The sequence below is a fragment of the Paenibacillus sp. 2TAB26 genome (assembly GCF_052115145.1).
Lineage (GTDB): Bacteria > Bacillota > Bacilli > Paenibacillales > Paenibacillaceae > Pristimantibacillus.
On sequence record NZ_JBFRGC010000009.1, the window covers coordinates 294,290 to 309,592 of the forward strand.

Here is a 15,303-nt window from a genome sequence, read left to right on the forward strand (position 1 = left end):
TCCCTCGCTTTTTTTATAAAACTTTTTTTAATACGTGAATTCGTGGACTAGCGCTTTCCGGCATTTGCTGAATTTCTGTTTCCACACCGTAGACACTGCGAATCAGCTCCATCGTAAAAACATCCTTCGGCTTGCCAAATACATGTTTATCCCCATTCTTAATCACACAAACTCTATCGCTATAAGCGGATGCATGGTTCAAATCATGCAGCACCATTATAACCGTCAGCTTCAATTCACGATTTAGTCTTCGCACAAGTTCGAGCACTTCCAGTTGATGTGCGATGTCCAAATAAGTAGTGGGCTCATCGAGTAGAAGCACCTTAGGTCTTTGAGCGAGCGCCATAGCAAGCCATGCCTTCTGTGCTTCTCCACCAGAGAGGGATACGATGAGTCTGTCTTTAAACTCCAGCATGCCCGTCTGTTCAAGCGCCCAATGTACGACCTTATAATCTTCGGCATCCAGACGCTCATACCATTTCTTATGAGGAATTCGCCCATAACCAACCAATTCCTCTACTGTCATGTCAGACGGACTGACGTTCTTCTGACAAAGCATGCACAGCATTTGCGATACTTGCTTCGTACTAAGCGAGCGAATCTCTTGATCGGCAATACAGACGCGTCCGCTTTCGCAAGGAATCATTCGAGATACAGCCTTCAAAATAGTCGACTTTCCCGAGCCGTTTGGTCCAATAATGGATACCACTTCTCCCTCATTCACATCGAGAGAAAAGTCGCTCACTATTGTACGATCCGCGTAACGAATATTCAACGATTGGACCTTTAACAACTTAGACCCCTCCTTTTCGCATCAAATAGAGGAAGTACGGACCTCCTGCCAATGCCATGACGATACCTGCAGGCACTCCTACAGAGCCGAAGGCAGTCCGCCCAATTGTATCTGCCACTAAGAGAAGCAGCGCCCCAAGTATTAAGCTAAGCGGCAACGTGTGGCGATAATTTGTGCCAATTAATAAACGAGCCATATGTGGCACAATTAAGCCAATAAACCCAACAAGACCTACTGTCGACACTGAAACAGCGGCTAAGTACACCGCCACAAAAGACAAAATCAAGCGGCTTCGATTAAGGTTTTGCCCCAAGTTATGTGCTACTTGCTCGCCTAAACGTAATATATTCGCTTGCCGAATACATAGAATCGCGGCAATCCATCCAATAATCGAATAGGGCAATATCATGAGCACATCGCCCATTCCTTTGCCTGCCAAACTTCCGTTCATCCATGCAAGTGCACCAGGCAGCTTATCGCTGTATTTGATAGAGAGCAGGCCGATCATTCCTCCAAATACCGCATTTACGGCGACACCCGAAAGAATGATGCGAACAGGTGTAAAACCTGTTTGCTTGTTCCATGCCCAAGTATAAACCATTCCGGCAGCAATACCGCCGCCAATTATTGCAGCTAACGGAATAAACGATGAATAGCTAGGCATGACTAGCATAATAAATAATACGGTAACCGCTGCCCCGGACAAAACACCAGTTAGCCCCGGGTCTGCCAGTGGATTTAACATAACTGCTTGCAGCAAAGCTCCCGATGCAGCAAGGTTCGCGCCGATTATCAAAGCAAGAAATACTCTAGGGATTCGAATATCCCAAAGCACAGAATTTGCCGCTTCATTCCCATTGCCTAGTATCGCTTGAAAAGTAGAAGCTAGATCAAATCTTGCACTACCAAGCGCAACTGAGAACAAAATAGCCACAATCAGCAACAAAAATGAGAGAGCTAGAAGCGTGGTCGTTCTCATTTTTTTATTATCCGTCACCTCTAAGCTCCCTTTCATTAGTTATACAAAATTTTCGCCATATCTTGGTATGCATTGGGTGCATTTACTAACGAAGCTACTCCATACAAGTTATAATCAAGTGCAATCAGCTTGCCGTTTTTGAATGCATTCAGCTTCTCCCAAGCTCCGTTCTTCTTCACATCATCTTCAAGCTGCTTCGTAACAGCAGAAGGATCACCATGAGCAACTAGCAAAATAATATCTGGATTAGCCGTTACGATGCTTTCCATATCAAGTGGTACATAAGCATCTTCTTTTTTCAATACTTCTGATAATACGTTTTTTGCTCCTAGCTTCTTCGCCAAGCTGCCTACAAAAGTACTATCGTTCATGAACATTAATGATTCAGCAGAACCGAATAGAACCATTACGCTTGGAGCATCTTTGCCTTCGGAAAGCTTAACAGCTTCCGCTTCTTGTTCGCTCAGCTTCTGCAATACTTCATTCGCTTTATCTTCTTTCCCGTACACTCGACCTAGAACTACCGTGCTGAGTTTCAACTCGTCTAAGGAGTCCGCAGGCAAATAAGCTGTAGGTAAATTCGCTGGTTTAAAGGACTTATCCAAACTATCCTTAATGGAGCTTGGTCCAAGAATGACACCAGGCTGCAGCTTCGCAATTTGCTCTAGATCCGGCTGATGAGATGAGCCGATGCGAGGCAGGTTAACGAAAGCTTCTGGCAATTTGTTCTTCGTCGTTGGAACACCGGCTGTCTCAATTCCAAGCTCATTTAGAAGCTCAGCAATAGCTACTGATATGGTTACCGTTGATGATGGAACTTGGTTATTGAACTGTGCAATCAGTTCCGCTGCTTTTGTTTCATCTACTTCTATTTTAGAATCAGACACAGGAGCTTCCGTTGCAGCCGGGCTTGGCTGCTCTGTTGCTGTGTTTCCAGTCACCTGTTCTGGCTTATTTACATTGTTTCCACATGCTACCGTAGTCGCTAATAATAAAGTCATAATACCAATCTTCAATCCTGCTCGTTTCACTTTATTTCCTCCTGTATGATAATGATAATTAGTATCATTATATTGATACCGTTTCTCATTATACAGCGAATGAAAATCATTTTCAATTAGTATTTTCGCTAAACTTTTATTTATTTAATTGTGTGGTTATTTCCCCATCTCCCTTCAGACATCCTCTTTGATTCCCATGCTAAAGATAAAAATATCGAAAATAACCCTACGTACATTCGTCTCATCATACGCTAATCAAAATAAAAAAATGCCAAGGGCAGCTGCTCGCTCCTTGGCATCCTTTTGACTCCTAATCTCAGATCTAATTATTAATTCCCCTTAGCCTAGCTGCAACCATGCAGCTCTTCCGAACCATGCATGTCCATGTTATTGACATCCTTGCTCTATTTGATTACGCCTGCATGACAGATTGAGATGCTTTTCCATACGGCTCCGCCAAAAAATAAGTGAAATCCTCGCGTTTATTCAAAAACTGCTCATACTGCACCAAAGCGATCTCATCATCCGGGTTTGTCTCCAAGTAGATTTCCAATTCCGCAATCGTTTCCTCAATTTCAAGTAGGATGTCCCTGTGGCTATGGCTCATCTGTGTACTTAGCTGTAAAGGCTTCCTTGCTTCTTTCAACTTATATGCCTCCTGTTGCCCTATTCTATTGTTTTGCAAAATAAAGGTGTACCTGCAACAATAGGGCTTCGTTAACTAAGATATTCAGACCTTCGTAAAAAAGAACCTCAATTCTCAAAAAAAGGGATAAACCCTTTTTACTCGCTGCAAAAAAAGAAAAGCTATTTCCGTTATTATCCATCTTCCTCATGACAGATTCAATGGTACAAAATGATTAGGTTACCATTTACCTATCTCGACTATTTCCCAAGAAATGATCGAAAAACATCGATATATAAACGATTTTCTGTACGCCATTGATTCATCATTACCCCAGAAGGGTATTCAATATTATCAAACTCACTGAGGGAGTGATTCAAATGACGACAAGGCAACAAAATTTAGAGATTGAAGAAAGACATGTTGAAAAAAAATCAGATTCAAGTTTAGTGGCGTCTACATTCATCAAATATGCTGCCTACATTATTATCTTCTTCGGGGCTCTCTACTTTCTTGTTCGATATGTATTTCCAATGTTTTAAACAAAATAAAAACAGGCAGTCTTTCAGCAGATTAAGCTGCTTGAAGACTGCCTGTTTCGTATGTACGTTTTTTAAAAAAGATCATCCGCAGTTTTTGGGATCATTGTTTGATTTCCTTTTATAAAATACTCAAACTTGCCAAAATGCGCCAATGCTGCGCTGTCTGCTTCCCATACCCATTCGTCCATTTCGGTTTGACAGCGATGCGCACGAAACGCAGCAAGCTTAGCTTCTAACTGATGACGAACATCAATTTTGACAATGTCCTGCTTCGTGTAACCAAATCGTTCCGGAGCATTCATCATATCGCCGAAACTGATGAAATAGAGCGCACCCGGCTGCTTGCTGCGGTGGAAAGCGGTAGTTGTTGCTTTTCCAATTGCACAGTGATCAGGATGTCCGCCTAAAATTTCATGAAAAGTAAGGACTACATCCGGATTGATCTCATCCATGAGTACGCCTATTTTTGAGATGAGGCTCTCTGAATCGTAAAATTCAACCATCTTGTCACGGATATCAAAAAAAATAAGATTTTGAATGCCAAGTGCCTCGCAAGCGTTTCGCAGCTCTTTTTCCCGAATATCAGGCATAGTCTCTCGATTCACATAAGGCGGGTTTCCCATTCGACGTCCCATTTCGCCTTTTGTCGCACTTACGAGAGTAATTTCAACTCCCATGCTTGCATACTTTGCCAATGTTCCTCCGCAAATAAAAGATTCATCATCAGGATGCGCAAACACAGCTAATAGCTTTTTAACTGCTTTTTCACTCATTCCGGAAACGGCTCCTTTCCAAGCTGCAGAGCAACGTTCATTCTGCCTATATCATCGTAACCCGCCAGTAATAGCTTCTCATCCACCGTTACTTCATAATGGGTGAGTGCTTCTGTACGCAGCCAGCCAAGCTCATCAAAGCGAAGAGCTATCCGGTATGAACCCTCACCAGCAATATGAGCTTCAGTGAGGCTAACCTTGAAGTTTCGGACAAAGACGAAAGAGGTCGCTTCACTATGAATATAAACTTCCTTGCCAATAAATGCTTGAAAAGCAGCGTTCAATTCTGAACTGTTTATTTTGATCATCGTCTCTTCATTCCTATTCTATAAATTTGATAGGAGTTGCCAGATAGGAGGAGTTAATAAAAAGGAGGAGTTGCTTCATGAGACCAACGGCCTGATGTATGAACTCCTCCCCTTATAATACAATTCCTATTATCTGCTTACGAAAAACGGCAATGTTTCGATGCCCAGCAAGCGCAGATAAATGAACAATTGACCTTTGTGATGAATTTCATGATCCTTGCCATTCTCGAGCAAAACGATTCCAGCCATTTTCATGCCATGGAAGTCGATCTCTTTTTCCAATTGCTCATCCGTTAAAGATTCTAGCAATGCTTTCGTTGAAGCGGTATCTGCTGCTACGATCGCTTTCAGCTCTTCAATCGTTTCAGCTTGTTTAGCTGTTGAAGGTGGCGTGAACACGCCGTTTTTTACCGTTTGTGCGAACATGTCCATTGATCCATTGATATGGAGAACAAGAGTTGACAACGACATTGCCTTTTCCCAAGGCTTATATTGGAGGTTTTCATTTTGTACAGTATCAAGCATAGCAAGCAATACTTTACGATGATTCAACCAGTTTGTAACAAATACATTCATTGTTGACATAGGATAATACTCCCCTTTTTCATTCGAAAATTAATTAACCATAGAAAGAATAGTTAATAGCCTATTCATTATACAATGGTTGTCCAACAATTGCATTTTTCCTGAATAAACTTCTATTATTAATAACTTGATCCACCCTAGTTGGTCTTATTATTCCACCAATTCCCTTTTACATTATCACGCCCTATTCCTCAGTTTTTATCCTTATCCTTATCTTTATCCTTGTGCCTCTCTTTCTTTCTCTCTTTTTCTTTTTCTTTTTCCTTCTGTTTTTTTCTTTCTTCCCTTTCCTTTTTCCAATCTCGTTTCTTATCAGAATCATCATCTTTGTTCGATATATTATTTTTTTCTTTTTCCTTATCCTTCTTCTTCGGCAAAAGATCTGGTGCCTTAGGAAACGGTATAACCGGCTCATCCTTTAATGCATCTGCGAATATAGCTTGAAAGACAACAGCCGCAGCCTTTGAGCTCGTCGACAAATAATGGCTGCTGTCGCTTTGATCGTACCCAAGCCACACCGCGCCTACAAGCTGCGGAGTGTAGCCAACGAACCAATTGTCCTTTGCGCCGTAGCCTGTCGTGCCTAGCATTTGTGTCGTTCCAGATTTCCCTGCAACTGGGCGGCCTTCAAGCATTGCAGCAGTACCCGTCCCATCCTTTATGACTCCCTCTAACATAGCTGTCATCGTTCGGGCAATTTCTGGCTCCGTTACTTTCACACTGCCTTCACTCTGCTTGAATTCAGCTAGTACGCTGCCGTCTGCCGATTCGATGCGAGTAATGGTATGCGCATGATTACGAACACCGTCACTTGCGAATACGCCAAAAGCTTCGGCCATCTGAAGCGGCGATACACCCTGATGAAGACCGCCGAGCGCAAGCCCCAGCGAGCGATCCTCATCTGTCAGAGGAATACCGAAACGCGCCGCCGCATCCATTCCTTTTTCAATCCCCATTTCGTTAAGCAGCTTCACAGCAGGTATGTTGTAAGAGTTAATAAGCGCTTCATAAAGTGACACTCTGCCATGAAAGGAGCCGTCTGCGTTTTTTGGCTCATAGCCGTTAATATTGATCGGTTCATCAACTAGATCATCGCTTGGCTTATAGCCAAGCTCCAGCGCAGGCGTGTATACAGCGATGGGCTTGATCGTTGAGCCTGGCTGACGGCTTAGCTGTGTCGCTCGGTTAAAGCCGCGAAATGGCTGCTCCCCTCTGCCGCCAACCATCGCCCGAATTCCGCCGTCACGCGGATCAATTAGAACAGCACCGCTTTGAATGAGCTGGTCTGCAGCACTACTTGGGAATAGAGATTCCTTCGCATACACCTGTTCCGCCGACTGCTGCATTTTCGTATTCAAAGCGGTATAGATTCGAAGTCCGCCCTGCAGCACTTCATTTTCCGATAACCCATATTGCGTCATCGCCTCACGAATGATCTGGTCCACATAATAAGGATAGTTGATATCATCTACTCGATTAGGCTTTGCGCTCAGTAATTTCACAGGCTCATGAATGGCCTTATTATATATATCCTCGCTAATCAGCGCTTGATCTTTCATAAGCTGAAGAACCACATTTCTTCGATCAACCGCTTTTTCTAGATGTTTATAAGGAGTTAGGGCGGATGGCGCCTTGATTAGACCAGCTAGCAGCGCTGCCTCCGCTACGCTAAGCTGATTTGGCTGCTTGCCAAAATACGTATGCGCCGCTCTATCGATTCCCCATGCTCCATCACCATAGTAGATCTGGTTGAGGTACTTCTCCATAATATCCTCTTTGCTGTAGCTTTCCTCAATCTTTTTCGCCAAAAGCAGCTCATCCCACTTCCGCGACCAGGTTCTCTCCTGCGACAAAAAGACATTTTTCGCGAGCTGCTGTGTTATCGTGCTTCCGCCCTGTACTGTCCCGCCTGATGTTATATTTGTCCAAATCGCTCGGCTAATTGCCCGCATATCCATTCCTTCGTGCTCGAAGTAACGTCTGTCCTCTACCGCAACAACGGCATCAACCATATGTTTTGGTATGTCTTCATAGGCAATCTCATCAATTTTATTGAAAGAAATACGGGTGGCTTCCGTACCGTGCTGATCATACAAAATCGTAGCTGCCGGCAGCGGCACCTCAAGCTGTCCAATATCCTGCTTGCCGATCAGGTAACGAAATGCCCCCCATCCGCCCAAAGCAACGATGATCAACAAAGCTATACTTATGATCAAAAAGTATTTAATCCTTTTCTTTTTCTTGTTCAATGTTTGAGTATTTTTCATCATTTCTCCCCCTTGCCCTTGCTTCTCTCGTTTCTACATCATTCGCAGCGGAGTAGCATTTTTAGTACGTTCGGCCCATGAAGTGCCTTTACGCACAAAAAAAGCCCGGAAACTTTGCCTGCTCCCCAGCATCTTTTAGACTTATTTTAACAATCGTAAACAAATCGCTCATATTTCGTTTAGTCGATGGCAGCATCATGCTTTCATCAAAAAAACCTCTGCACCCTATGCCTCTCGTTTAAACGAGAGACATAAAGCACAGAGGTTTATTAAGAACTTTCCTCACACATCGTATTAAAGATCAGCGAGCACTTGATACCAGACACCTTTTTTGGAATAAAGGTTTTCTCTAACCTCAGACCAGCCGCCTAAGTAAGAAATGTCAAACAATCCTTCCGGCACCACATAACGGTCTTTCGTACCCTCAGCTACCTTCTTGTCTACGGAGCGGAATCCATGATCCACGAAAAGCCGCTGTGCCTGCTCCGTTTGCAAAAAGGCAATAAAAGCCTCGGCTACCTTGCGAACGCCATGCTTATCCGCATTTTTATCCACGATCGCTGCTGGATTCTCGATCAATATCGTGTCTTTTGGAACAACGATGTCATACTTGACGCCTTTCTTAATTCGAGCGAGCAGCTCGTTCTCGTAAGTGACGATGACATCGCCTACACCATATTCGAAGGCTGCCATCGATGCGCGACCGCTCTTATCAAGCGATTCCACATTGGCATGGACTGCTTTTAGAAAATGCTTCGCATATTCGGCATCCTTTGTACCCGTCTGCTCCTCTGACTGCTTAAGGCCAGCGCCATATATGGCATTAATGTCCCACTGTGCGCCGCCGGAAGTCTTCGGATTCGGATACAGCACCTTCACACCCTCGCGTGTTAAATCATTCCAATCCTTAATTCCGAGCGGATTGCCAGTACGAGTCCCCAATACAACGATGGAGTTCGTGATCATGCCATTATTGCTCTGTGCCTTCCAGTCATGCGTAATGAAACCCGCTTTCGCTATTTTGTCGAGATCACCTTCCATAGCTAACACGGCAACGTCGGCTTCAAAACCTCCAGCGATCGCCCTGGCCTGCGTGCCTGAAGCCTCATACGATTCCTGAAATACGACCTTTTGCCCTGTCTCCTGCAGCCAATACTTTTGGAATGCAGGCAGCAAATCCGCGAAAGCATCCTTCACTACCGAATACGCACCGATTACAAGTGTAACATCGCCGTCCTGTACGGTAGACCCAGCCGCATGGTTACTCGTCTGCTCCTCTTTACTGCAGCCAGCCGATACGATCAGCATAACCGCAGCAAGCAGCAGCACGAGCATGCGCTGACTTGTTACCAGATTGATTTTCATATTCGCATACAACTCTTTCTACGTAGCATATTGGTTAAATATGAATAGGCATGGGGTCAACCTTCAGCTTATTTTCCGCAATCCAGCTTTCGTTGTCATTGAATAAATAAGCCCGATGGACGAGCACCCTTACCTCATCTCCGGGATGGAGCACTTCTTGCTCCAGCGAACGGTACGTAATCAGCTTCGTATCGCCAACAAGCAGCTCAACCATCCACTCGCTGCCGCGGAAATGTAGCTGTTTTACTTTACCGGCAAGCGTAGCTGAAGCCAGCTTGATCTCGCCCGGTTTGCCAATCTCAATATATTCAGGCCGGATAAGCGCTTTGGTGCCCGGACGGCTCGCTGCATCCTCAAAACCTTTAAGCTCCGCGATATTGTCTACAATAGTAGATTCGCCAATAAAGCTTGCTACAAACGGTGTCTCTGGATTTTTGTAAATGTCCCATGGGCTGCCTTTTTGCTCTAGCTTGCCTTTGCTTATAATCATGATCTCATCGGCAACTTCAATCGCTTCCTCTTGATCATGCGTAACGAATATCGATGTGATGCCGACACGCTCAATCATTTCTTTAAGCCATGTGCGAAGCTCGGTCCGAATCTTCGCATCGATAGCAGCAAACGGCTCATCGAGGAGCAGCAGCTGCGGCTCAGGCGCGAGCGCTCTAGCGAAAGCAACCCGTTGGCGTTGGCCTCCTGACAGCTGATGGGCGTAACGATGCTCGAAACCTTTTAGCCCCGTAAGCTCTACCAAGTACATAACGCGCTCGCGAATTTGCTCCTTCGATTGCTTCTTCACCTTTAAGCCAAATGCGATATTGTCATATACGGTCATATGCTTGAAGAGCGCATAGTTTTGAAATACGAAACCGATGCCGCGCTCCTGCGGCGGAAGATCATTCACACGTTTGCCGTGGAACAGAATATCGCCTGAGGAAGGAGACTCGAGCCCCGCCAGCATTCGAAGTATGGACGTTTTACCACCGCCGCTCGGTCCGAGCAAGCCGATCAGATGACCTTTTTCGATTTCAAAGCTTACATCCTTCACTGCATGAAAATCGCCAAAGTTTTTATTCAAGTTCCGTACTTCAATATGCATGGCTTAATGCACTTCCTTTCGTTTTTTCGCCCATTCCATTAGCAGCAGCAGTCCAACTGAAAATGCCGCAAGAACTAGAGCCACGCCATTGGCGGCAACAACGTTAAAATTTTCAACATCTTGATAAACGAGTGTAGTGGCTGTTTGTGTTTTATTCATAATATTGCCGGAGACGACGAGTACAGCTCCGAATTCTCCCAGTGACCGTGCAACAGTCAATACTACGCCGTAGATAACACCCCACCGAATCGATGGCCAAGTTACTTTCCAGAACGTGTACCAGGAATAAGCGCCGAGCGTTGATGCCGCTTCCTCCTGCTGTGCTCCAATCTCCTGCAGCACGGGCATAACCTCGCGTACCATTAGCGGGAATGTGACGAACAATGTCGCTAAGATCATCCCTGGCAGCGCATAGACGATTTTGAAGCCCGCATCCTCAAACAATGCACCGATAATTGTATTAGGTCCCAAAATAAGAACGATCATCAAACCGCCGATAACTGGTGATACCGCAAAGGGCAAATCGACTAAGCTGTTAAGCAGCCGCTTCATCCTTTTCCCAATCCATTCGGCCCGGACGAGATACATTGCTAGCATAATGCCAAACAACGTATTTAAGGCTGTAACGACAACAACGATAATTCCCGTCATCATAAGAGCATGCAGCGACTGCGGCCTAGTAATGCCTTCTATAAAGCCGCTCCAGCCATCTGCCCAAGAGCCTGTAAAGATTTTGATCAATGGCGCGATGAGCAGCAATCCAAAAATAATATAAGTTAATGTAATCCACAATCTTCTCATCATAGGTCGCCCCTCCTGCCTTGAATGAGGTTGACCGTCCATAAGATGAGGAAGGATAGCGTGAGCAGCAGCACCGATACAGCGGCGGCTCCCTGCGGATTACTGCTTTCAATTTCTCCAAAAATATAAACGGAGGCAATTAACGTCTTGCCTGGAATATTGCCTGCAACGAGCACAACTGCGCCAAACTCCGCAATTCCGCGGGAGAAAGCCAGCATAGCGCCGCTCAAAATTCCTGGCAGCATCGTAGGAAAAATAACGCTAAAAAACGTTTTCGCGCGCGTTGCGCCTAGCGTATAGGCTGCTTCTTCCTCTGATTTATCCATTTCCTCAAGTAAAGGCTGAATGGCACGAATAACAAAAGGAAAGGTAACGAACAGCATAGCGACAACAATTGCCGGCTCATGGAACACGATTTCGATGCCAATCTTTTGGGCTAGGCCGCCTACTAAACTATTAGGCCCTAGCAGAAGCAAGATCATAAGTCCGCCTACTGCTGTAGGTAATGCAAACGGCAAGTCAACTAGACTGTTGAGCAAACGACGTCCGGGAAAACGGTAACGAATAAGCACCCATCCGATCATCGTCCCCAAAAACATATTGAGTATCGTTGCGATAACAGCCAACTTTACTGTAAGCAGCACCGCTTTCCAAGCCAGTGGATCGGATACGCTTTCCCAGAAAGGGGTCCATCCAAGCGAAAATGATTGCGTGTAAATGCCAACGATTGGTAAAATAATTAAGATGACAAAATAAAGCATTATGGTGCTTCGAAAACCAAAACTCCACCCTTTACCACGAAACAAAGCATTCACTGTGACTTTACCTCCAGACCATCGGCTCGTGCCGTAGGTGTAACAAAACAATTAAAAACATAATTCCTATTAAGATACTAGGTATTGATAATGTAGCATCCAAACTGGGATTAAGTCAATAATAAATTTGGAAAATCTTATCGCTTTTATAGCTTTTTCTTATGATTGTTCGTTACGCATGCCTCTGAGTACAAAGAAGAGGAGTATCAGCCTAAGCCGATACTCCTCTTCTTCTTATTCGCCTTCAATATAATAAACCTTTTCTCCTTCGGAGAGGATCGCTTGTCCTTGTGTTAGATCGGTTACCCAAGCGATAAAAGCATCTGCTTCAGGATCTTCCGGCAGGCAGCGCACGATGACACGATCGATAAAATCCGTCCCGCCAACGCGTGTACCTTTCGTATGCAGCTCATTTTCCAGCTTGCCATACCAAGTGTAGTCCACATCAACAAATACTTCGCGGTGAAGCACATTGACGATTTCATCTGCTGCTTCAATGCCAGCTACAGCACCATCCGTATAAGCTCTAACGAGACCGCCTGCTCCGAGCATAATGCCTCCAAAATATCGCGTCACAACGACAGCGACATTTTTAAGCCCCTTATGCTTGATAACCTCGAGAATCGGCTTGCCCGCTGTACCGCTTGGCTCACCATCATCCGATGCCTTCTGGAACTGGTCTCGCTCCCCCACCATATAAGCTGAGCAGTTATGGGTCGCCTGCTTATGCAGCTGCTTAATCTCATTGATGAATGCAACAGCTTCCTCTTCGGTTTCCACTGGCTTCGCATACCCGATGAACCGCGATTTTTTGATGACGATCTCTGCACTAGCCTGCGACCTGACTGTTCTATACTTCTCAAGCATAGGCTATGACTCCCGTATACCGTTCAAGCCGGTTGATTACAGCCTTGCTTCCAGCTCGGCTTTTTCTTTCTCGAAGCCCGGTTTGCCAAGCAAAGCGAACATGTTCTTTTTGTATGCTTCAACACCCGGTTGGTCAAATGGATTAACACCCATCAAGTAACCGCTGATTCCGCATGCTTTTTCGAAGAAATACACAAGATAGCCGAATGTGTATGGCGTCATGTCTTTGATGTTGACGATAAAGTTCGGAACTTGTCCATCCGTATGAGCAAGAAGCGTTCCTTCAAAAGCCTTCTTGTTAACGAAATCCATCGTTTTGCCTGTCAAGAAGTTGAGGCCATCAAGATCCGCTGCATCGTGTTCGATAGCGATATGCTCAGACACTTCTTGAACTTGAATAACAGTTTCAAAAATATTGCGGTTACCCTCTTGGATAAATTGACCCATCGAGTGCAGATCTGTCGAGAAATCTACAGCTGCTGGGAAGATTCCTTTGAAGTCTTTGCCTTCGCTTTCGCCAAACAGCTGTTTCCACCACTCGGAAACGAAGTGAAGCGATGGCTCGTAGTTAACGAGAATTTCAGTCACTTTACCTTTGCGGTACAGCGCGTTGCGTGCTGCTGCATATTGGTAAGCTTCGTTTTCTGCAAGATTAGGGTTGCTGTATTCTTTGGATGCGTCTGCTGCACCTTGCATAATAGATTCGATATTGATGCCTGCAGCTGCAATTGGCAGCAAGCCTACTGCTGTAAGCACAGAATAGCGACCGCCAACATCGTCAGGAATAATAAACGATTCATAACCTTCCTCAGAGGAAAGCTTCTTCAGTGCGCCCTTCTCGCTGTCTGTCGTTGCGTAAATGCGTTTGCGCGCTTCTTCTTTGCCGTATTGTTTCTCAAGTGCAGCACGGAATACGCGGAATGCAATCGCAGGCTCAGTTGTCGTGCCTGACTTCGAAATTACATTAATCGACCAGTCGCGGCCTTCAACCAATTGCAAAAGGTGAGTCACATAGGTCGAGCTGATGTTGTTGCCGGCAAACAAAACTTGCGGTGTTTTACGTTGTTCTTTTGGCAAAATATTATAGAACGAGTGCGACAGCGCCTCAATAGCTGCACGTGCACCAAGGTAAGATCCACCGATACCGATAACGATTAGAACTTCGGAATCCGATTTGATCTTCTCAGCAGCCTTTTGAATGCGAGCGAACTCTTCTTTATCGTAGTTAGTCGGAAGATCGATCCAACCAAGGTAATCTGATCCTGTACCTGTTCCGTTATGTAATTGCTCGTGTGCGAGACGAACGGATTCTGTCAAATAATCGATTTCATGCTGGCCAACGAATGCTAAAGCCTTGCTGTAGTCAAACTGAACTGTTTTGCTCATGTAAATGGAAACCTCCTAGAATGTTGTAAACCAATGTGGCTTCTACACCTGAAAATGCTTTTCAACTTAGCATCTACAATATCGGATTTGCCTTATAAAAACAAGCAACAAACGATGAAAAATTAATGAAGTGTCTGTATAATTAAACAAAAATCGATTCAAAGTGGAGGATATGATTATGAAGAAGATCGGATTTATCGGGTTAGGCGTAATGGGAATGGGAATGGCTGCTAATTTATTGCGCAAAGGATTTGAAGTTGTCGTTTATAATCGAACTCCTGGCAAAGCAGAGTCCTTGCTCGCCTTAGGTGCCTCTGAGCTTGAATCACCGGCTGACGTTGCGCGTGCTGCACAAATCGTCATTACAATGATTAGTAATGATGCTGCAATCCGTGAAGTTTACTTTGGCGAAAACGGTATTTTTGCAGGTGCTCGCGCAGGCATTACGCTAATTGACAGCAGCACGATATCTCCAACGCTTGCTAAGGAGCTTGCCGCAGCGGCGGATACTATTGGATCAGTATTCCTAGATGCGCCGGTTACAGGCAGCAAGCCAGCCGCTGAAGGCGGTACACTCGTATTTATGGCTGGCGGCGATGCAGGCAAGATTGAAGAAGTCCAAGACGTTTTGCTCGCTATGGGACGTAAAGTCATTCCAATGGGCCCAAGCGGCAGCGGCTCCATTGCCAAGCTCGCCCACAATACGATTGTTGGCATCAACGTTGTGGCACTTGCAGAAGGCATGGCGATAGCAGCAAGCGGTGGCATTGACGGCAGCTCGTTCGTCGAGCTCGTTCAATCTGGCGGTGCAGCAAGCAGGGCAGCTGAAATGAAGGGACCAAAGCTGCTTGAAGGCAATTACGACGTTCAATTTTCGCTCGAGCTGATGTTAAAGGATTTAAGGTTATCCTCTGCCCTCTCGGACAGTCTGCATGTGCCGACTCCTCTGCTGGAAGCAACGAAGAGCCTATTCCAAATTGGTGATGCAATGGGACTAAGCCAGCTTGATATGTCGAGCGTAGGCCAAGCTTACGAGCAATGGATCGGCCGCAAGCTTAGCGGACTGGATTAATTTAAAAAGGGGTTGTCCGCGTGTA

At 45.2% G+C, this 15,303-nt stretch carries 15 protein-coding genes; 1 reads left to right on the forward strand and 14 read right to left on the reverse strand.

Translation table 11 applies throughout. The features are described 5' to 3' along the window. Nucleotides 1–13: 13 nt before the first annotated feature. From AB4Z50_RS12600 to AB4Z50_RS12665, 14 genes are all read right to left on the reverse strand, one after another. On the reverse strand, nt 14–793 hold the full coding sequence (locus tag AB4Z50_RS12600; RefSeq protein ID WP_441879262.1) for an ABC transporter ATP-binding protein: 780 nt from the start codon (nt 791–793) through the stop codon (nt 14–16). A gap of 1 nt (nt 794) precedes the next feature. Then, complete coding sequence (locus AB4Z50_RS12605; protein WP_441879264.1) at nt 795–1,808, reverse strand: FecCD family ABC transporter permease; 1,014 nt, start codon at nt 1,806–1,808, stop codon at nt 795–797. Then, nucleotides 1,808–2,803 carry an ABC transporter substrate-binding protein gene (locus tag AB4Z50_RS12610; protein WP_441879266.1) on the reverse strand — a complete coding sequence of 332 codons (996 nt, stop codon included), beginning with the start codon at nt 2,801–2,803 and terminating at the stop codon, nt 1,808–1,810. Before AB4Z50_RS12610 ends, AB4Z50_RS12605 begins: the two co-directional genes overlap by 1 nt. Before the next feature lie 382 nt (nt 2,804–3,185). Beyond that, nucleotides 3,186–3,419, reverse strand: coding sequence for a hypothetical protein (locus AB4Z50_RS12615; protein ID WP_441879268.1), 234 nt, complete (start codon nt 3,417–3,419; stop codon nt 3,186–3,188). Between the two features lie 592 nt (nt 3,420–4,011). Beyond that, on the reverse strand, nt 4,012–4,713 hold the full coding sequence (locus tag AB4Z50_RS12620) for a PIG-L family deacetylase (protein ID WP_441879270.1): 702 nt from the start codon (nt 4,711–4,713) through the stop codon (nt 4,012–4,014). Next, nucleotides 4,710–5,021: a DUF1806 family protein gene (locus AB4Z50_RS12625; RefSeq protein ID WP_441879272.1), complete on the reverse strand. Its 312-nt coding sequence runs from the start codon at nt 5,019–5,021 to the stop codon at nt 4,710–4,712. Before AB4Z50_RS12625 ends, AB4Z50_RS12620 begins: the two co-directional genes overlap by 4 nt. Before the next feature lie 129 nt (nt 5,022–5,150). Then, a complete protein-coding gene (locus tag AB4Z50_RS12630; RefSeq protein WP_441879274.1) occupies nt 5,151–5,606 on the reverse strand; it encodes a DinB family protein in 456 nt (151 codons plus the stop codon). Nucleotides 5,607–5,797: 191 nt separating this feature from the next. Further along, the gene (locus AB4Z50_RS12635; RefSeq protein WP_441879276.1) at nt 5,798–7,873 is read right to left on the reverse strand and encodes a transglycosylase domain-containing protein; all 2,076 of its coding nucleotides are present in this window, start codon (nt 7,871–7,873) and stop codon (nt 5,798–5,800) included. A 294-nt stretch (nt 7,874–8,167) separates the two neighbouring features. Further along, a complete protein-coding gene (locus AB4Z50_RS12640) occupies nt 8,168–9,238 on the reverse strand; it encodes a sulfate ABC transporter substrate-binding protein (RefSeq protein ID WP_441879278.1) in 1,071 nt (356 codons plus the stop codon). A gap of 34 nt (nt 9,239–9,272) precedes the next feature. Then, complete coding sequence (locus AB4Z50_RS12645; RefSeq protein WP_076271051.1) at nt 9,273–10,337, reverse strand: sulfate/molybdate ABC transporter ATP-binding protein; 1,065 nt, start codon at nt 10,335–10,337, stop codon at nt 9,273–9,275. 3 nt (nt 10,338–10,340) lie between these two features. Next, complete coding sequence (locus tag AB4Z50_RS12650) at nt 10,341–11,138, reverse strand: sulfate ABC transporter permease (protein WP_441879435.1); 798 nt, start codon at nt 11,136–11,138, stop codon at nt 10,341–10,343. Further along, complete coding sequence (gene cysT / locus AB4Z50_RS12655) at nt 11,138–11,899, reverse strand: sulfate ABC transporter permease subunit CysT (RefSeq protein ID WP_430057824.1); 762 nt, start codon at nt 11,897–11,899, stop codon at nt 11,138–11,140. Before cysT ends, AB4Z50_RS12650 begins: the two co-directional genes overlap by 1 nt. 288 nt (nt 11,900–12,187) lie before the next feature. Continuing rightward, a complete protein-coding gene (locus AB4Z50_RS12660; protein ID WP_441879280.1) occupies nt 12,188–12,820 on the reverse strand; it encodes a YigZ family protein in 633 nt (210 codons plus the stop codon). Nucleotides 12,821–12,856: 36 nt separating this feature from the next. Continuing rightward, the gene (locus AB4Z50_RS12665) at nt 12,857–14,206 is read right to left on the reverse strand and encodes a glucose-6-phosphate isomerase (RefSeq protein WP_076271049.1); all 1,350 of its coding nucleotides are present in this window, start codon (nt 14,204–14,206) and stop codon (nt 12,857–12,859) included. A gap of 172 nt (nt 14,207–14,378) precedes the next feature. Between AB4Z50_RS12665 and AB4Z50_RS12670 the strand changes: the two genes are divergently transcribed. Next, on the forward strand, nt 14,379–15,278 hold the full coding sequence (locus tag AB4Z50_RS12670; protein ID WP_441879282.1) for an NAD(P)-dependent oxidoreductase: 900 nt from the start codon (nt 14,379–14,381) through the stop codon (nt 15,276–15,278). Nucleotides 15,279–15,303: the final 25 nt, after the last annotated feature.